This window comes from Halodurantibacterium flavum (assembly GCF_042681825.1).
In the GTDB taxonomy this organism is placed as follows: Bacteria; Pseudomonadota; Alphaproteobacteria; order Rhodobacterales; family Rhodobacteraceae; genus Halodurantibacterium; species Halodurantibacterium flavum.
The window spans coordinates 67,747-84,599 of the sequence record NZ_JBHUGH010000007.1; the positions used below are offsets into that span (position 1 = coordinate 67,747).

17 protein-coding genes are annotated in these 16,853 nt (G+C 63.8%); 7 read left to right on the plus strand and 10 right to left on the minus strand.

Annotated features, from left to right (window positions below; genetic code table 11):
• Positions 1–46: 46 nt before the first annotated feature.
• On the plus strand, positions 47–1,876 hold the full coding sequence (locus ACFSGJ_RS10280) for an SLC13 family permease (RefSeq protein ID WP_390261272.1): 1,830 nt from the start codon (positions 47–49) through the stop codon (positions 1,874–1,876).
• Between the two features lie 45 nt (positions 1,877–1,921).
• On the opposite strand, the gene ACFSGJ_RS10285 is transcribed toward ACFSGJ_RS10280, so the two are convergent.
• The 8 genes from ACFSGJ_RS10285 to repA all read right to left on the minus strand — a co-directional run bounded on the left by ACFSGJ_RS10285 (position 1,922) and on the right by repA (position 12,268).
• A complete protein-coding gene (locus tag ACFSGJ_RS10285; protein WP_390261274.1) occupies positions 1,922–4,651 on the minus strand; it encodes an HAD-IC family P-type ATPase in 2,730 nt (909 codons plus the stop codon).
• 91 nt (positions 4,652–4,742) lie between these two features.
• Positions 4,743–5,102: a hypothetical protein gene (locus ACFSGJ_RS10290; protein ID WP_390261276.1), complete on the minus strand. Its 360-nt coding sequence runs from the start codon at positions 5,100–5,102 to the stop codon at positions 4,743–4,745.
• 163 nt (positions 5,103–5,265) lie between these two features.
• A complete protein-coding gene (locus ACFSGJ_RS10295) occupies positions 5,266–5,430 on the minus strand; it encodes a hypothetical protein (RefSeq protein ID WP_007803240.1) in 165 nt (54 codons plus the stop codon).
• Positions 5,431–5,818: 388 nt separating this feature from the next.
• Positions 5,819–6,292 carry a hypothetical protein gene (locus ACFSGJ_RS10300; protein ID WP_390261279.1) on the minus strand — a complete coding sequence of 158 codons (474 nt, stop codon included), beginning with the start codon at positions 6,290–6,292 and terminating at the stop codon, positions 5,819–5,821.
• Positions 6,293–6,393: 101 nt separating this feature from the next.
• The gene (locus ACFSGJ_RS10305; protein WP_390261281.1) at positions 6,394–8,565 is read right to left on the minus strand and encodes a ParB N-terminal domain-containing protein; all 2,172 of its coding nucleotides are present in this window, start codon (positions 8,563–8,565) and stop codon (positions 6,394–6,396) included.
• 169 nt (positions 8,566–8,734) lie between these two features.
• A complete protein-coding gene (gene repC, locus ACFSGJ_RS10310) occupies positions 8,735–9,946 on the minus strand; it encodes a plasmid replication protein RepC (RefSeq protein ID WP_390261300.1) in 1,212 nt (403 codons plus the stop codon).
• A 212-nt stretch (positions 9,947–10,158) separates the two neighbouring features.
• Positions 10,159–11,091: a plasmid partitioning protein RepB gene (gene repB, locus ACFSGJ_RS10315; RefSeq protein WP_390261282.1), complete on the minus strand. Its 933-nt coding sequence runs from the start codon at positions 11,089–11,091 to the stop codon at positions 10,159–10,161.
• The gene (repA, locus tag ACFSGJ_RS10320; protein WP_010400282.1) at positions 11,075–12,268 is read right to left on the minus strand and encodes a plasmid partitioning protein RepA; all 1,194 of its coding nucleotides are present in this window, start codon (positions 12,266–12,268) and stop codon (positions 11,075–11,077) included. Before repA ends, repB begins: the two co-directional genes overlap by 17 nt.
• Before the next feature lie 208 nt (positions 12,269–12,476).
• Here repA and ACFSGJ_RS10325 point away from each other — a divergent pair, with 208 nt between their 5' ends.
• Complete coding sequence (locus ACFSGJ_RS10325; RefSeq protein WP_018065893.1) at positions 12,477–12,704, plus strand: AbrB/MazE/SpoVT family DNA-binding domain-containing protein; 228 nt, start codon at positions 12,477–12,479, stop codon at positions 12,702–12,704.
• Positions 12,694–13,089, plus strand: a complete 396-nt coding sequence (locus tag ACFSGJ_RS10330) for a PIN domain-containing protein (protein WP_390261301.1) — start codon at positions 12,694–12,696, stop codon at positions 13,087–13,089. The genes ACFSGJ_RS10325 and ACFSGJ_RS10330 overlap by 11 nt, the downstream gene beginning before the upstream one ends.
• Positions 13,090–13,167: 78 nt before the next feature.
• Here ACFSGJ_RS10330 and ACFSGJ_RS10335 read toward each other — a convergent pair whose 3' ends face one another.
• A complete protein-coding gene (locus ACFSGJ_RS10335) occupies positions 13,168–14,052 on the minus strand; it encodes a recombinase family protein (protein WP_390261285.1) in 885 nt (294 codons plus the stop codon).
• A 226-nt stretch (positions 14,053–14,278) separates the two neighbouring features.
• Here ACFSGJ_RS10335 and ACFSGJ_RS10340 point away from each other — a divergent pair, with 226 nt between their 5' ends.
• Positions 14,279–15,349, plus strand: coding sequence for a hypothetical protein (locus ACFSGJ_RS10340; protein ID WP_043872360.1), 1,071 nt, complete (start codon positions 14,279–14,281; stop codon positions 15,347–15,349).
• 57 nt (positions 15,350–15,406) lie between these two features.
• On the opposite strand, the gene ACFSGJ_RS10345 is transcribed toward ACFSGJ_RS10340, so the two are convergent.
• Positions 15,407–15,823 (minus strand): MerR family transcriptional regulator, encoded by a 417-nt coding sequence (locus ACFSGJ_RS10345; RefSeq protein ID WP_043772414.1) that lies wholly within the window; start codon positions 15,821–15,823, stop codon positions 15,407–15,409.
• Positions 15,824–15,898: 75 nt separating this feature from the next.
• Between ACFSGJ_RS10345 and ACFSGJ_RS10350 the strand changes: the two genes are divergently transcribed.
• The 3 genes from ACFSGJ_RS10350 to merF are packed head-to-tail and all read left to right on the plus strand — an operon-like array spanning position 15,899 to position 16,850.
• Positions 15,899–16,288 (plus strand): mercuric transporter MerT family protein, encoded by a 390-nt coding sequence (locus ACFSGJ_RS10350; RefSeq protein WP_043772411.1) that lies wholly within the window; start codon positions 15,899–15,901, stop codon positions 16,286–16,288.
• 18 nt (positions 16,289–16,306) lie between these two features.
• On the plus strand, positions 16,307–16,612 hold the full coding sequence (locus tag ACFSGJ_RS10355; RefSeq protein ID WP_038068071.1) for a heavy-metal-associated domain-containing protein: 306 nt from the start codon (positions 16,307–16,309) through the stop codon (positions 16,610–16,612).
• Between the two features lie 4 nt (positions 16,613–16,616).
• The gene (gene merF / locus ACFSGJ_RS10360; RefSeq protein ID WP_082033411.1) at positions 16,617–16,850 is read left to right on the plus strand and encodes a mercury resistance system transport protein MerF; all 234 of its coding nucleotides are present in this window, start codon (positions 16,617–16,619) and stop codon (positions 16,848–16,850) included.
• Positions 16,851–16,853: the final 3 nt, after the last annotated feature.

The window sequence follows — 16,853 nt, forward strand, 5'->3', positions numbered from 1 at the left end:
CACACATATCCCGAACCGCACCGCGCCACTGCGCGGGGTGTAGCCGATGTCCCCCCTTGCGATGGTGCTGGCCCTGCTGGGCGCGGCGGTGGTCATGTTCGCGCTCAACCGCCCGCGCATGGATGTCGTGGCTGTGATCATGATGGTCGCGCTGCCAATGACAGGCGTCATCAGCATGTCCGAGGCACTGGTGGGCCTGTCGGACCCCAACATCGTGCTGATCGCGGCCCTGTTCGTGATCGGGGAGGCGCTTGTGCGCACCGGCGTTGCACAGCGCCTTGGCGACTGGCTGACGGCGCGTGCCGGTGCCAGCGAGGCGAAGCTGATCGTCCTCCTGATGGTGATCGTGGCGGGTGTGGGCTCGTTCATGTCTTCGACCGGGGTGGTGGCGATCTTCATCCCCATCGTGCTGCGCATCGCCCGCAACGCCCGCATTCCGGCAGGTCGTTTGATGATGCCGCTTTCTATGGCCGCGCTGATCAGCGGGATGATGACGCTGGTCGCCACCGCGCCCAACCTGGTCGTCCACTCCGAACTGATGCGGCAGGGGCACGAGGGCTTCGGCTTCTTCGCCTTCACCCCTTTCGGTGTCCCGATCCTGGTGCTGGCGATCCTCTACATGCTGGTCGCGCGTCGGTTTCTGGCGCCGGGCCCCGCGCCCGAACTGCCCGAACGCGCAGCCCTGACCGGCTGGGTCGCGGACTACGGCCTTGCAGGCCGCGAGCACCGGCTGCAGCTGCGCGCGGGGTCCGGCCTCGTGGGCCAACGGCTGGACGCGCTGGACCTGCGCGCCAGCGCGGGCATCAACATCGTCGCCATCGAGCGCGACAGCCGGTTCCGCCGCAAGCTGATCCATCCCCGCGCCGAGACGGCGCTGGAAGCTGGCGACATCCTGCTGATCGACCGGCGCGCGAACGGTGCATCGGGCTTCGATCTGGACGCCTTCGCGCAGGCGCATGATCTGATCGCGCTGCCGGTCTCGGGGCGGTGGTTCACAGACACGGCGCAGGAAATCGGAATGGCGCAGATCATCGTGCCGCCGACGTCGCGCCTGATCGGCAAGACGGTCACGCAGGCCCGGTTCCGCAGCACCTATGACCTCTCGGTGATCGGCATGAAGCACGGCACGAAACCCGTGCCCGAGAGCGTGATCGACGAGCCGCTGCGCCCCGGCGATACGCTGCTGACCGTCGGCCCCTGGCGCGCGATCCGAAAGCTGGCTGACGAACGGCGCGACCTGATTCTGCTGGACCTGCCATCAGAGGCCGACGAGGCCGTGCCCGCGCGCCATCTCGGGCCGCTGGCAATAGCCGTGCTGGTGCTGGTGGTGGTGCTGATGGTCTGGGGGATCGTGCCGAATGTGCAGGCGGCACTCTTCGGCTGCCTGCTGCTGGGCCTGTTTCGCTGTATCGACATGGCTGGCGCCTATCGGTCAATCCACTGGCAGAGCCTGATCCTGATCGTCGGCATGCTGCCCTTCTCTCTGGCGCTGCAGCGCACCGGCGGGGTCGAGATCGCGGCACAGGCTCTGCTCGGTGTGCTCGACGGTGCCTCACCCCGGCTGGTGCTGGCGGCGATCTTCGCGGCGACTGCAGCGCTCAGCTTGTTCATTTCGAACACCGCAACGGCTGTCCTGATGGCCCCGGTGGCGCTGGCTGTCGCCAGCGCCCTCGACGCATCTCCCTATCCCTTTGCCATGACCGTGGCGCTCGCTGCCTCGGCAGCCTTCATGACTCCCGTCTCGTCACCCGTGAACACGCTGGTCGTCGGGCCGGGCAACTACCGCTTCACCGATTTCCTTCGGATCGGCGTACCATTCGCGGGCATTTGCCTGCTCACCAGTGTCTTGCTGGTGCCCATGATCTTGCCGTTCTGACAGCGGCGGCGCTCTGGGCGCAGCCTGTCGAGGCTTTCAGGGTGGCTAGTCATCCCGAAAGCGGTGGCGGATGAAGTGCTTCTCGAACTCGAGAAGCACGAAGCTCGCCGCCCCAAGCGCGATGATCAGTGCTCCCTCCCCGAGCGTGAGTGGGCGCGATCCGAAGATCGTGTTCATGATCGGCAGATAGGTAAAGGCAAGCTGCCCGGCCACAACGACCGCCAGCGCAATCCACACCGGCGTCGTGCCCTTCACCCCGGTATAGGTGAAGGACGTCATGTGCAGGAACCGCACGCTGAAGAGATAGAAGATCTCCAGCACCACCAGCGTGTTCACCACCATGGTCCGGGCGGTCTCGAGATCGCGACCCTGGTTCAGCGCCCAGAAGAACACCCCAAGAGAGATCGCCGCGAAGAGGAGCGAGACCACGATCACCCGCCACAGGATGAAGGGCGTGAGCAGCCCCGCGTTCGGCCGGCGCGGCAGGCGGCGCATGACCCCGGGTTCGGAAGGTTCGAAAGCAAGCGCAAGGCCAAGCGTCGCGGCAAGGATCAGGTTGACCCAGAGGATCTGGACCGGCGTCATCGGCATGGCGAAGTTGAACAGGATCGCGATGACCACGGTCAGCGCCTCGCCACCGTTGGTTGGCAGCGTCCAGCCCACGACCTTGCGGATGTTGTCATGAACGGTGCGGCCTTCATGGACGGCCGCGACGATCGAGGCGAAGTTGTCGTCCATCAGCACCATTTCCGAGGCCTCCTTGGCGGCCTCGGTGCCCTTGACGCCCATCGCGATGCCGACATCCGCCTGCTTCAGCGAGGGCGCGTCGTTGACGCCATCCCCCGTCATGGCGACGACCCGGCCCTCGGCCTGAAGTGCCTGCACGATGCGCAGCTTGTGCTCGGGGCTGGTACGGGCAAACACGACCGTTTCACGGACGGCCCGGGCGAAGTCCTCCCCCGACACCTGGTCAAGGTCATGTCCTGTCAGCACGACCGGATCCTCACCCAGCCCAAGCTGACGCGCGATGGCCTTGGCGGTGGCGGCGTGGTCGCCGGTGATCATGCGCACCGCGATCCCGGCCGAGGCGCATTCGGCAATCGCGCGGATCGCCTCGTCCCGCGGCGGGTCGATGAAACCGACGATGCCAAGGAACGTCAGCCCGGTTTCGACATCGGGAAAATCGATGCGCTCCGTTCCTTCTGGTAGATGCCGCATGGCAAAGCCAAGAACCCGCTCACCCTGCGCCGCGGCTTCCGCGATCCGGTCCGACCAGTACCCCGCATCCAGCACGGTCGGCCCGTCCGGGGCCTCCTGTCTCGTGCACATGGCCAGAACGGCCTCGGGCGCGCCCTTGACCAGGACCACAGGCTCGGCAAGCGACATCTTGTGCAAGGTCGCCATGAAGCGATGCGCGGCATCGAAGGGGATCTCGTCCAGACGCGGCCATTCCGCACGCTCGTTCTCGGGATCGAAAGCGGCCTTCATCGCCAAGGTGACAAGCGCCCCTTCCATAGGGTCGCCCTCCACATGCCATTCCGCCCCGTTGGCGCGCAGCCGGGCGTCGTTGCACAGCAGACCGGCGCGGATCAGCGACAGGGACGTGGCGTGGCCCGCAGGACTGCGGGGGCCTGTGTCTTCAAACAGCCGATGCGCACCGGGATTGTAGCCGGAGCCATCCACGAAAATCGCCTGCCCCGGTGTGACGACCCGGCGGACGGTCATTTCGTTGCGGGTCAGCGTCCCGGTCTTGTCCGAACAGATGACAGAGGTGGCCCCGAGCGTCTCGACCGCCGGAAGGCGGCGGATCACGGCGTTTCGCGCCGCCATCCGCTGCACTCCGATGGCCAGTGTGATGGTGATGACGGCGGGCAATCCCTCTGGCACCAGGCTGACCGCCAATGCGACGACCGCCATCAGCGCCTCGTCCCATTGGTAGCCGCGCAGGGTGATCGCAAATAAGAAGAGGACCGCCGCACCGACAAAGGCGAACCGGGTAAATCGCTGGCCGAAGCGGTTGATTTGCCGCAAAAGCGGCGTGGTCAGTTCCTCGACGCCGCCCAGCAGCTCGCTGATGCGCCCGATCTCGGTCTGCAGGCCAGTCGCGAAGACGATGCCGGTTCCTTGCCCTGTGGCAACCAATGTGCCGGAAAACGCCAGCGACCGCCTGTCACCGAGGGCCGCGTTTGCGTCTACCGGATCGGTATGTTTCGTCGCCGCCACGGACTCGCCGGTCAGGATGGCCTCATCGATCCGCAGGCTGCGCGCACGTAGCAGGCGCAAGTCCGCCGGGACCCGATCGCCCGCCTCGATCAGGACGACGTCGCCGGGGACAAGGTCGGCCTGGGGAACGCTGACGCGCTGGCCGTCGCGCAGCACACTGGCGCGTGGCGCGATCATGTTGCGGATCGCCGCCAGCGCATCCTCGGCCTTGCCCTCCTGCAAGAAGCCCACGACCGCGTTGACCAGGACGACCGCAAGGATCACGCCCGTATCAACGAGATGCCCCAGCGCCGCCGCCGCCGCCGCCCCGGCCAGCAGGAAATAGATCAGCGCGTTGTTGAAATGGGCAAGGAAGCGAAGGACCGGGTGGCGCCGCGTGCCGGTTGGGATCGAATTGGGACCATGCTGTCGCAGGCGCCGCTCGGCTTCATCAGCGCTCAGCCCATGCGCGGTCGAAGCAAGGTCTTCGACGACATGCGTCGCATCCCGGTCGTGCGCGGTGCGAAACGTCCGATAGCCTTCTTTAGCGGCGCAATCAGCAAGATCGAGCATCCAAAGCTCCAACGACGGGCGAGAAAAGACGGGTCATCCTATCATAGACACCCGTCACATTTTTGCGAGCAAATTGATTGGGTTGGGCCGATTAAGACCCGAACAGGGGGTTGCCGAAAATTGTGGCAAGCAGATTGCCGACCTGTATGCCGGCGAGATGCAGAAAGATCGCCTCAAGGAAGGCGATTGACCATATCCGCTTTGCAAAGACTCCATCGTAGTATGACCAGACGACGGCCGCGATATAGGACACGCCATTCAGTTTGAGGTTGGCATCGGGGTCATTACCGAGGATCAAGTAAAGGGCAGTACCCAATAGAACGGCGCGCCACATCAGTTTCCCGGCGGCCGCCAACCCCCCTTGGTGCAGACCAGTCTCTGCCAGTCTTCTCAGAATGTTGTCAGAAGGGCGCATTTCTCTCATCCCAGATTTTTTACCATCAATCGTCACACTGTGCCACTGCACACTGCTTTGGCCACATGTGAGCCACCAACGGGTGACCTTATGATGAGAAGGCGACGATACGAAGCCGCTTGTCACGCCAGTTGGACGGTGAAACGCCCGGAGCCGGGCCTGCGCCGTGCCCAGGCCCTCGGGAAGTGAGGCCGAAGCCTCACCCGAAGGGATCGTATTCCGAGACGATCACGACCTCGTCTCCGTCGATTTCGTCGGCGGGGACGGCGCCGAAGGTTCCATCCCCTGCCTGGAAGACGACGATCGAGACCATGAGCGTAGCGGCGAGGGAGGCGGCGAAGGCGTGTGCATCTTTGCGGGACATCTGTTTGGCTCCTGTCTGGGAGGCGGGGGACCATCCTCCGCGCGACAGGACCCCGCAGGCCCGAAGACTGGCTGACATCACCGGGTGCGTTCGGCTTGCCCGAATCCACCCGGCGGCACGGGCTCGCCCGTAGTCCGACCCCTCGCGGGTTGATCTCGAAGACAGGATTCGGGGCAAGGAAGGGAATGGCGAGCGGGGGCTGGTGCCCCAACGTCAGGAGCCAATTGTCCCGCTGATGCTTCTAACGCCGCCAGCCTCCCGGGCAAGCTCTCGGTTGAAGACCTCCGTATTGGGGGATGGATCCTTTGGCGCCCCGCGATTTCGCGGGACGAGGGTCTGGTCGGTGAGAGGCCCGCCTTTCGGAAGGCCCCTCACGCATTGTCAGGGCTCAGGCGGCCAGGTCTGCGTCCCCTGCCCTATCGCCGTCCTCGGCACCGACGATCTCGAGCCGCGCGTTTCGGTAGCCCTCCCGTGCGATCCAGAGCTCGGCCGCGGTGATCGATTCCGCCAGATGCAAGAGTTCGATGTTGCCGCCGAAGTCCAGAAGCACGCGCACCTGCCCGGGCTTCGGTTCCTCGGCCACCTCGAAGATCAGACGGCTATCCGCCGAATGGCTGCGCATGATGGTGACCAGGATGACCCCGTCCGAGGAGAAGTTCCCTTCATGCAGCGTGAAGGAGGCCGGAGCGGTCCAGGTCGGATAGACCCGGGGCGGCTCCTTCTTCACGAGACGACCGACGCCGTTCGAACGCTCCCAGGCGGCAAGCTTCTTGGTGAAGCGTGCCGGCGGCTTGGGACTGCCGTCGGTGTAGCGAATGAGCGCCCCCAAAGGGGCTATGTCGATGATGTTTGTTGCAGACATGATTCCTCATCCCGAATGCGAGTATCCGCATTCATCATATTGATATTGCTGTGTTTTGTGAGATAGAGGGGCGGGTTTCCCCGCCCCCCGGATGGCTCAGATCACTCTGCCGCCATCATCGACGCATCGCTGTCCGGCAAATCGGCCGTCAGAAAGGCCGGGAGAGCGATGTCTTCGGGATCGCCCGCATCTTCCCCCTGCCGTTCTCCGACCGCCTCTCCGTCGAACGTCACCAGATCGGCCCGGCGCAGGACCTCGGGCAACCAACCGCTGCCCTTGAGAAGCCGCTCGGCTTCCGTCGCCATCTCACCCTTCTTCAGGTGGTCGAGAAGCTGCGCGGTCCCTTCCTCCTTCGCCTCGCGCACGGCCTCGAGGATCCGGGCCTTGGGCACGCGGTTGAGATAGCCGTCTACCGTCGGCTCCCAGCCTGCCTCGACCATGTCGAGATCGACCGCGCGGGCCACGAGGTCGGCATGCGCCATGCGACGAGTCAGACTGCTGGCGGAGATGCCACCCCCATAGGGGTTCACCTTCTCATGGAGCGCGTTGATCCCGAAGCTGAGGCAATGTGCCAGCAGCGCCAGACGGCTGCCTTGGTCGAGAACGGACAGATAGTCCCAGAGGGCGGCATCATCGCCGAGAGGCAGATCGGCCTCCCAGGCGGCATGACGTTCGTCGACCAGCTTGGCGACGACGCTGTCCTTCAGATCGGGCGCCTGCGCCGACATATAGACTTGGCGCACCGAGGCTTCGAGGCAGCTGCCCGAGGCAGAGGAGATGCGGAAGGTATCTGTCACCAGCTTCAGGAGCAGGAGCGTCAGCGCAACGTCGGGCGACCGCCCGATGGCCTCACGCAGTGCGAGGGTCCGGTGGGCCGTCAGTTCCATGACCAGTCGCTCGGGCAACGGCTTCAGCGCACCGTCATCTTCCTCATCGGACGCATCCACGCCGATCGGCTGACCACCCGAAGTTATGACAGTGCCGCCGACAGAGGTCCCCGAGTGTTTCTGGCTGGAAACACCGACATCACCCCCCTGCCCCATGTCATCCGCGCCATCACCATCCTGGACCGCGGTCTCCTCGCGCGGCTCGTCCTCGGGCCGGACATAGCCGGGATAGATCGCAAGGCTGCCGTCCCGATCCAGCGTCACGAAGACGCCCGCGCGTGCAACCTCGGCCGGGTCGTAGATCAGCGGCCGCTGCTCGACAGCTTCCATCGCCATCTCGAGCTGACCGAGCCGGGCATCGATCTCCTCGGGGTATTCGTCCTGGCCGGAATACTCCTCCTCCAGCGCACGATACTCGGCGAGGAGCGCCGCATGGGACGCGCTTTCCTCGTCGGTCATCGGGGCGGGATCACTGGCCAGACGCCGCAGGCCGTGGCTGTAGCCATACGGCAGATCGGTCGCGACCTCAATCCACTTCCAGCCCTCTGCAGTCAGCGCCTCGGCTTCTGCCCGAAGCTTCTCAGTAACCAGACGATCGAGCAGGGCAGGGTCCTCGAGCCAGCCACCGTCATCGCCCTGGAACAGATCACGCAGGACGACACCGCCCGCCGCCTCATAGGCATCGACACCGACGAAGACCGCGCGACGATCTGAGGCTCGGACCGAGGTCTCAGTGAGCATGCGCCGGATGGCATAGGGCTCCTTGTTCCAGGAATTCTTCACTGCATTCCAGACCTGCACCTGACGCCCGTGGTCGGGGTTCACCGTGAAGGCCATCAGCTGCTCGAGCGTCATGCCATCCTCGGCATAGACATCGAGGAGGGCAGGGGCCACGGAGGCGAGTTTCAGGCGCTGCTTGACGATCTGCGGCGTGACGAAGAAGGCTGCCGCGATCGCTTCCTCGCCCTGACCCTTCTCGCGCAGGGCCTGAAAGGCTCGGAACTGGTCCAGCGGGTGCAGAGCCACGCGCTGCATGTTCTCTGCGAGCGAGTCGTCCTCGGCGAGGATCTCCGACGCCGCATCCCGCACGATGCAGGGGATCGGCGCGGTCTTGGCCAGCCGCTTCTGCTTCACCAAGAGCGACAGCGCCTGAAAGCGCCGACCACCGGCCGGGATCTCGAACGTGCCGGTCTCGACACCATCGGCATCAAGGACGGGCCGAACATTCAGGCTCTGCAAAAGCCCGCGCCGGGCGATGTCCTCGGCCAGCTCCTCGACCGAGACGCCGGCCTTGATGCGCCGCACGTTGGACTGGCTCAGCACGAGCTTGTCGAAGGGGATGTCCCGTGAGGGGGACAGGGTGATTTTCTGGGCTGCTTTCGCCATCAGATCTTCTCCACTACGGGCGCCGGAAGCCACTCTCCCGATCTCACTTCCCGTCACCCCTCAACCCACCAACCTTTTCCTCTCTTCTGCTACCGACGCATCGCCGCGTGACTTAACAGCTGTAAAGTCGCGCCGAACTTGATGATCGCTCCAAGAGACTTAACAGCTGTTATGCAGCATTTCGCCGGGACATCAGCGCCATGACCATCGGCCCACAGGAGAACTCGCCCGCCGCTGCCTTGGATGTCAGCGCACGGAGGTAGCCACCGGGCGACCGGATGTCCGCAAAGCGTTCCAGCATAGCGACGACAACGATCGATGCCTGCTCGGGGCCCATGAACCGTTGCGCTTCTTCCCAAGCGGACGCGCTGATCCCCATGGCAGGCCGTACTTGGCAAGCCGCGTCGAAAAGCTGATGCCAATGGCGGATGTCGCCCTGGTAAAAGGTCTTGAGCGACGGGCAGCCAGCGATCACCAGATGGAGCGGGATCTTTGGCACGCGTCTTGTGTCGGCTTCTTCCACGTCAGCATCAGGTGCATCCGTTTCAACATCTGGCGCGTCGGCCGCCGCCCCGCCTTTTTCTAAGGCAGGTTCAAGATCTATAGATTCTTCATTTGAATTATGATGGTGGCGCTCAAAACTGGCATCATTGGTGTTCATTTCTTCTGTTTCAGGGCCATCAATGACGTTGCGTGCGCGATCGAGAAGGGCTTCAAGGTCGGTCCGATATGCGGAGAGCTCCTCAAGCGTGAGCTTGCGGCGCAGGGCGCGCGCTGTGAAGACAGCCTTGTCGCGAAACTGATCCCACAGGCCAAGGCCGGGCTGGATCTCCTCTCCAAACTCCGCGAGGGCAGCGAGATCGCGCCGCATCAGGCTCACGACCTCCCGCAGTCGCCGCACACGGTCCTCGGCCTCACGCACGGCCTCTGCGGCCCGTGCCACCTCTTCGGACCGGCAATAGAGTGGCGAGAGATCGAAGCCGAAAGCCACGCGCTCTTCGCCATGCTTGCGGACATACCTCTTCCCGTTGGGGCTATCGCGGCGCATGAGCAAGCCAGCGTCCACCAGGCGGGCAATGTGCCTGCGCATAGTAGAGCAGGGCATGCCGTTCAGCCGCTCGCAGATCGCCTTGTTGGACGGGAAGACGACCATCTCGGCATTCCCGCCAAGCGCATCGTCCGGGAAGAAGCTGAGAAGACCCTGCATGACCGTCAAATCACGTTCTGTGACCCCAAAGGCCGCTTGCGCCTTGGACAGTTCGCGCAGGAGTTCCCACTTGTTGATGGGCTTACCCGGAACAGATACCTCAGGCCGCTCGACCACGCGCAGATGGGCGTGCGAGATCGGCCGCATAAACGGCGAAATCGGTGTGTACTCCATGATGTCATTCACGAAGGCAAAATTTCCCTGGCCCGCGAATCGCTTTGCGCTTGCGGGAAAGGGGCCAGATCGCTACATTCAGAGGTGCGAAAACTGAGTTTTGTAGCGGGCTGGTCCCGTGCGAAACCTAAGAAAGGTCTCGTGAAGCTTGCTTCTCGGGGCCTTTTTCTTTTCTGCCTGTCTCGTGCCTCCTTTTTGGTTGTTGCTCTTCCTCAGTCTTCCTTGCGCTTCCAGCGCTCGTGAAGCTCGGCGATCAGCTGCGGGGCCTTGCCCTCAAGCCAGCTGACAAAATCTCTGTCCTCGGCCTTCAGCTCGAGCTTGAACTGTCGGCCGCGGCGCCCTGTCGCGATGGTTGCAGCCCCGACACCCGGAATGGCCACACTAGGTGCCCCTCGGGGGCTTGATGGGCAGGTCGGCCGCTCTGCCTGCACCACTGCGGCGAGGACGGCCAGGAACGCGGCGTCCGACTTTTCGTCAGGTCCACCGGAGTGAGAGGACCTGGTCTCTGCCGCTACTGCAGCGAGGTTCTCGCGGTCCACAGATGCATCGCCCAGTGACTTCTTGAGTTCCTCCCAACGAGGCCGGCCGATACCTGGCGCAGCACCTATCGCTAGGACGAGGCTCTCGCCAACCGCGCGGACGACGCTTAACAGCTGCGACACACCAGCTTCGGTAAGACCTAGAACCTCTGCCACGCCCTTGTTGGTGCGTTCCGCCTCTCCCAGGTGATCGCCATTGAGCAAGGCTGCCGCCACCAAGGCACGTTCGATGAAGCTCAGGTCGCGGCGTTCTTGGTTCTCGAGCAGCTGATCCCGAAGCGCCTGATCCCCGTCCATTTCGGTGACGATCGCACGGACCTTGATCCCGAGATCCCGGCAGGCTTCAAGCCGACGCCGCCCGTAGATCAGGCTGTAGCGATCCCCTTCGAGAGGTCGCACGAGGATCGGCACCCGTTGGCCACTTCTGGAGATCGATGCCTTCAGCCCCGCAATCTCGATTTGAAGACGGTCATCCAGCCTGCCCACGGTCTCGACATGGTCAGGCTCGATCTCGAACACGCCGCCCCGCAGCCTGCGCCCCTCAAGAGCGTCGGGGGCATTGCGCAAGGTCTGCAAGGGCAGTCCCAGTTTAGGCTTTCTTGCCATTGCGTCCCCACGTGCTTTGGATGATCGCAGCGATCTCGTCGTTGACGGCATTCATGGACTCGATGGCGCGGTCGAAGGTCTGGCGCGTGAAGTCCTTCTTGTCCGCCTCATACAAGGTCTGCTTGGTCAGCCCGGCATCCGATATCGCCGTCGACTCGACCATGTGGTTGGTCAGCACCGAACGCCCGAAGAGCCCGCGGATGAAGGCGATCACCTCGGTTTGCGGGGCGTCGCCCACCTTGTAGCGGGTCGGCAGGAACCGGAGCCAATCGAACCGCAGGTTGGCGCCTGCATCGCGGATCACGCCCAGCAGGTCGGCCGTCATCCGCAGGAACTGCGACATGGACATGAGGTCAAGCATCTGCGGGTGGACCGTCACCAGGACGCCCGAGGACGCGGAAAGGGCAGACATGGTCAGGAAGCCCAGTTGCGGAGGGCAGTCGATCACGACGACATCGTAGTCACTTTCGACGCTGTCGAGGGCGTCTCGGACTCTCGCGAAGAAAGCGCGGGCGCCGCCGCGCTGGATCGCGGCCGGGGTCTCGTGCTCGAACTCCATGAGCTCGAGATTGCCCGGAATGAGATCCAGGCCACGGATGTAGGTCTTCCTGATGACCTCGGAAACCGGAACAGGGTCGTCATACCGGACTGCGTCGTACAGCGTCCCGCCCTCCATGAGGTCCAGTTCAGGCTGGATCCCGTGCAAGGCGGACAACGACGCCTGCGGATCCAGATCAATGGCCAGCACACGATAACCCTTGAACGCGAGTCTCTGCGCAAGGTGCGCTGATGTGGTGGTCTTGCCGCTTCCACCCTTGAAATTCACAACGGAAATGACTTGCAGCTCGTCGCCCTTACGACGGCCCGGCACGTACGTTCCCGGCTTCTTGGCGTTGGCCTCAAGGCTTTGTCTGATCTCCCAGACATCGTCGAGGGTGTAGCGGCGATGGCTACCGGCCGTCGTCTCAACGTCAGTGATCTTGCCTTCCCGATGAAGTTTGCGAAGGTAGGTATGATCGACACCGAGCAACTCGGCCGCCTCACCGCTCGTCAAGCTGCGCATCACCTTCTTCGCATCGGGTGGGAAGTGCGCTGCACGTTGTGCATGCAGGTTCGAAGCCAGGAGTTCGGCGTAGTGGCCAATGGCGACGTCCAGGTCTTTGTCTATCTCGGTCATGCCCCGCTCGATCCGTGGGCGCGATTTTTATGTGACCGCGCGTTATTTTTCGAGACTATTGCCTGACCGATCAGATTCGTGCAAGCACTTTCTAAATCTGGTGTCAGCCACTGCGTGACGCACAAGAGTAGCCCAAGCAGCGGACAGGCTTGCCCATGCAACCAACATGATATACATTCCTGTCCGTGTATCAACTCAGGAGGCTACGATGCAGGTCGCGAAATGGGGCAACTCGCTTGCCGTCCGCCTGCCCGCCGAGCTTGTTCGGGAACTTGGCCTCAAAGAAGGCGATCAGATCGATCTGGTCAAGGACGACGGCCAAGTCAGAGTCCGTCGTCTGGCGCGCGCGGATGAGGTGCTGACGGGTCTGCGCCGCTTCCGGGGCAAGCTGCCCGCTGCGGAACGCCTGAGCCGCGATGACGCGCATGAGCGCTGAGTTCGCGGACACGAATGTCGTTCTTTACCTGCTCGACGATGGCCCGAAGGCCGATCGCGCCGAGGTTACTCTGGGGCAGGGGCCCCGGATCAGCGTTCAGGTCCTGAACGAGACGCTGGTGAACTGTCGCCGCAAGGCTGGCCTGAGCTGGGAGGAAACAGGGACGTTTCTTGAGGGCATTCGCGCCTTGTGCCCCGTCGAAGACCTGACCCTTCAGACCCACGACGTCGGCCGCGCCTTGGCGGAACGCTACGGCTTCTCGATCTACGACGCCATGATCGTAGCCAGCGCTTTGGTTGCGGGCTGCACCACGCTGTGGAGCGAGGACATGCAAGATGGCCTGCTGGTCGAAGGCCAGCTTCGCATCGTCAACCCCTTTACATGACCGGACAGCTACTGAGCGTGGTCCCGACCACAACCTTGTAATCCTTCCATGTCGTGGAGGATTTGCAAGGTAGCGCGACTACTCAAGCAGCCCCAGTCTCTCAGCCCGCTCCAGCAGCATCTTCACCGAGGAGGGCTGCCAGCTTGTCCGCCCGCGGGGCGTGCGCTCCCGCATCGCTTCCAGTCTGGTGCAGATCGCCTGAAGCGTGATCTCGGGGTCCGCGCCCTTGATGGCAGCGACAATGGCGGGCAGGCGGTCGTCGGTTTCGCGGCGGCCGGCGCGGGCCAGTACCGTGGGCGGCAGGAAGCCGTCCCGGACATAGGCGTTAACCGCGCGCAAAAGCCGGCTTTGCGTCCATTGACGCTCGTGGGGCAGGGGGCCGTTGACGATCCGCACCACATCTTCCCAAGCCAAGTCGGGCCGGAGGCGGCGGACATGGGGCACCCAGTCCTGAGCCGTCTCGTTCAGCCGCTCCATATAGCCGTCCTGTCGCGCCAACCGTACCTTGCGCAACGCCGCCGGATCGCGGGCGCGCAGGCCCGGATTGCCGCCGACCCGGCCCTTGGTTCGCGCGCTGGCCAGACCGGCCTTGGTGCGTTCGCGGATCAGGGCGCGCTCGAACTCGGCCGCGGCGCCCAGGACCTGGAGTGTGAACTTGCCCTGCGGCGAGGACGTGTCGATCGGGTCCATAAGCGAGCGGAAAAAGGTGCCCCTGGCTTCCAGCCGTTCAATCACCTCGAGGAGGTGCGACAGCGACCGCGCCAGACGGTCGATGCGCACGACAACCAGCGTGTCGCCCTTGCTAATCCGCTCGAGCACGCGGGCCAGCACTGGCCGCGCGCGGTTCCCGCCCGAGGCTTGTTCTTCATGGATCTCCGCGCAGCCCGCGGATTTCAGGGCCTGCGACTGGGGCAGGGGGGTCTGATCCTCGGTCGAGACGCGCGCATAGCCGATCAGGGGCATCAAAACAGGCCGTTTGCAGTTTCATATGCTGCCACTAAACGACCGTTTGTAAACGAATGCAAGAGCGTGCTCTGTGGCACTGCTCATCAGAAACCCCTTAGTTTGCATAGGCTGAGCGCGATCAGAGAGTTCTGGCAGACCGTGCCGCGCGCATGCAATATAAGGAGCGCGGGCGCATTCCGACAAAACCCTTGGGTAAAAAGCAAAATTCCAGTATTTTGCACATATGAAGCCTCAAGTGCCTGCCTTTCATGATGAATCGGACGCTCTCTTCCTCGACGCTGAGGAGGTGGAACAGTCGTCCGAAGACGATCTTTGGTTCCTGCCCGGTCCGATGGAAGAGGAGCCGGATTACTTGCCACCAGGACCACGGGCCGAACTGCGTGAAGGCGAGGTCCTCGACGATTGGCGGAAAGCAGAGGCAGGTCATGCCGCGCGTCTTGCCCGTGTGGCCGGTCGCGTCGGCGCGCTGGACGACCGCCTGAAGCGCAGCCCGGAAGGATGGCGGCACAGGCTTGCCCTGATCGAGGCTGCCGACCTCAGCTGGTTCGCGGGTGACCGCATTGGCCCGGATCGCATTGCTATTTGGATATCCATGCGCCTGTCAGGCGTTCAAGAGGACCCCGCAGCACTGGCGCGTGTCGGTTGGGCGGTACGTCGTCTGACAGGGGGACCAGGCCCAGAGGTGGACCTTTCTGCCTTCCTCGATCGTCGCGATCCCGAGAACATGGTCGATGACGCCGAGCCTTTCGCGGATCGCGCGGGCGGTTGGCTGAACCTGATGGCGCAAGCCGCCGAGCTGCACCCGATAACCCGTGCCTGCGCGGGTTATCACCTCTGGAGCCTTGCGGGCCTTGGGCAGCAGGGCGATCGAATGGAAGCGGCAGTCACGGCCGCGCGGATCGCGGCCAGCGAGGGCAAGGGAGCAGTCTTTGCACCTCTGGCCATGGGTGGGGCAGGGGGGCTGCGCGCTGGCGGCCCACCCGCTGATCGTTTGGCGCGTTGGCTTGAGGGGATGGAGACGGCATGTCTGACAGCAATGCGGCACCTAGACGATGTCGAAGCATGGTCAGCGCGGGCGGAAGCCGAAATGACACCGCTTTCGGGCAAGACCCCGCGCGCCTTGCGCGCTGTGCTTACCGAATGGCCCCTTGTCTCTACCCCGATGGGCGAGGTCCTGACCAACGCTAGCCGTGCCGCCGTTCAACGCAATATTGCCTGGATGGAAGCGCGAGGCCTGATCCGCGAGGTGACCGGCCAGGGGCGATTCAAGATATGGGTAGCGGCACGATCTTGAATCTTCCAGTTCGATGCATGGGAGCTTCAAGAGTTCGGGAAGTTCGTGTCATAGTTTTCAGTTTCCAGAAATCGCGTCGAGCACCGGACAGTTGGGGACTTCGGCGCCAGAACACCTGGATGCCGTTGCAGCGAGGACGGATTCGATCCGCCGGAGATCCGCGATCTTCGCCCGCACGTCCGCAAGGTGACGTTTTGTCCGCTCCTTGACCTCGGCGCAGGTCGGCGCGGCACCATCGTCGAGCCCCATCAGCCCGCGAATGTCCTCCATCGAGAACCCGAGCTCGCGGGCGCGCAGGATGAAGCGAAGGCGCGTGGCGTGTGCGGCGGAATATATCCGGTAGCCTGCGGCGCTGCGCGGCGGGTCGGGCAGCAGGCCGGTTTTCTCGTAATAGCGGATCGTCTCGATGTTGCATCCGGTCGCCCGGGCCAGGTCGCCGCGTGTTAAGCTGCTCTCGCTTTCGTGATCGATCATGGGGGTTTTCCTCTTGAGCCTGTAGCTACTACAGACCCTACACCCATCGTCAACCACAGACGAAAGGTGCGCGACATGGCGCTGACAGACGACAGAACTGACACCTCAGCAGCGGATCGCCCCGCCCGAAAGGGCTGGCTTGCGGCGGGCGGGGTGATGGGCGCCTTTCTCGCCTCGGCCTGCTGTGTCGGACCATTGGTGCTGCTGACCCTCGGTATCTCGGGGGCCTGGATCAGCAACCTGACGGCGCTGGAGCCCTTCAAGCCGATCTTCGCCGTGATTTCGCTCGGCTTCATCGGGGCGGGATTCCGGCAGGTCTATTTCCGCAAACCGACCGTCTGCGAGCCCGGTTCCTACTGCGCGCGCCCATCCTCGGCGCGCATCACCAAGTCCGCTCTCTGGACCTCCCTGATCCTCGTCCTCGCTGCACTCACCATCGACTGGTGGGCTCCGCTTCTCTACTGATCTCGAAAGGACACCCTCATGAAGACGATCCTTGCCCTTGTTCTGTTCGGCCTGACCGCCACAGCACCCATCACGGCCATCCCTGCCGTCGCGCAAACCGTCGCCGCCGAGCAGACCCTCACCTTCGCGGTGGACAATATGACCTGTGCGCTGTGTCCGGTCACCGTGAAGCGCGCGATGGAGGGCGTCGAAGGCGTGCACGCGGTCGAGATCGACTTCGAGGCGCGCACCGCTACTGTCGTCTTCGACACCGCCGCGACCAGCGCAGAGGCGATCGCCACCGCGTCGGCCAATGCAGGCTACCCGGCGCGCGTCTCGGGTTGACGGGATGACCGAGCGGACAGACCGCAAGCTGATTGCAACAGGTGTCGTCGGCACCGTCATCGCAGCGCTCTGCTGCTTCACGCCGATCCTGGTCGTTCTTCTCGGCGCCGTGGGCCTGTCGGCCTGGCTGGGTTGGCTCGACTATGTGCTGCTGCCCGCGCTGGCGTTTTTAATCGGCCTAACCATCTATGCCGTCTGGCGGCGGCAGCGGCGCAGGGCATCTCAAGAAAATGGATGAGTT

Coding starts and splice junctions, on each gene's coding strand:
- ACFSGJ_RS10280 (WP_390261272.1), top strand. CDS start 47: ATGTCCCCCCTTGCGATGGTGCTGGCCCTGCTGGGCGCGGCGGTGGTC.
- ACFSGJ_RS10285 (WP_390261274.1), bottom strand. CDS start 4,651: ATGCTCGATCTTGCTGATTGCGCCGCTAAAGAAGGCTATCGGACGTTT.
- ACFSGJ_RS10295 (WP_007803240.1), bottom strand. CDS start 5,430: ATGTCCCGCAAAGATGCACACGCCTTCGCCGCCTCCCTCGCCGCTACG.
- ACFSGJ_RS10300 (WP_390261279.1), bottom strand. CDS start 6,292: ATGTCTGCAACAAACATCATCGACATAGCCCCTTTGGGGGCGCTCATT.
- ACFSGJ_RS10305 (WP_390261281.1), bottom strand. CDS start 8,565: ATGGCGAAAGCAGCCCAGAAAATCACCCTGTCCCCCTCACGGGACATC.
- repC (WP_390261300.1), bottom strand. CDS start 9,946: ATGGAGTACACACCGATTTCGCCGTTTATGCGGCCGATCTCGCACGCC.
- repB (WP_390261282.1), bottom strand. CDS start 11,091: ATGGCAAGAAAGCCTAAACTGGGACTGCCCTTGCAGACCTTGCGCAAT.
- repA (WP_010400282.1), bottom strand. CDS start 12,268: ATGACCGAGATAGACAAAGACCTGGACGTCGCCATTGGCCACTACGCC.
- ACFSGJ_RS10325 (WP_018065893.1), top strand. CDS start 12,477: ATGCAGGTCGCGAAATGGGGCAACTCGCTTGCCGTCCGCCTGCCCGCC.
- ACFSGJ_RS10330 (WP_390261301.1), top strand. CDS start 12,694: ATGAGCGCTGAGTTCGCGGACACGAATGTCGTTCTTTACCTGCTCGAC.
- ACFSGJ_RS10335 (WP_390261285.1), bottom strand. CDS start 14,052: ATGCCCCTGATCGGCTATGCGCGCGTCTCGACCGAGGATCAGACCCCC.
- ACFSGJ_RS10340 (WP_043872360.1), top strand. CDS start 14,279: ATGAAGCCTCAAGTGCCTGCCTTTCATGATGAATCGGACGCTCTCTTC.
- ACFSGJ_RS10345 (WP_043772414.1), bottom strand. CDS start 15,823: ATGATCGATCACGAAAGCGAGAGCAGCTTAACACGCGGCGACCTGGCC.
- ACFSGJ_RS10350 (WP_043772411.1), top strand. CDS start 15,899: ATGGCGCTGACAGACGACAGAACTGACACCTCAGCAGCGGATCGCCCC.
- ACFSGJ_RS10355 (WP_038068071.1), top strand. CDS start 16,307: ATGAAGACGATCCTTGCCCTTGTTCTGTTCGGCCTGACCGCCACAGCA.
- merF (WP_082033411.1), top strand. CDS start 16,617: ATGACCGAGCGGACAGACCGCAAGCTGATTGCAACAGGTGTCGTCGGC.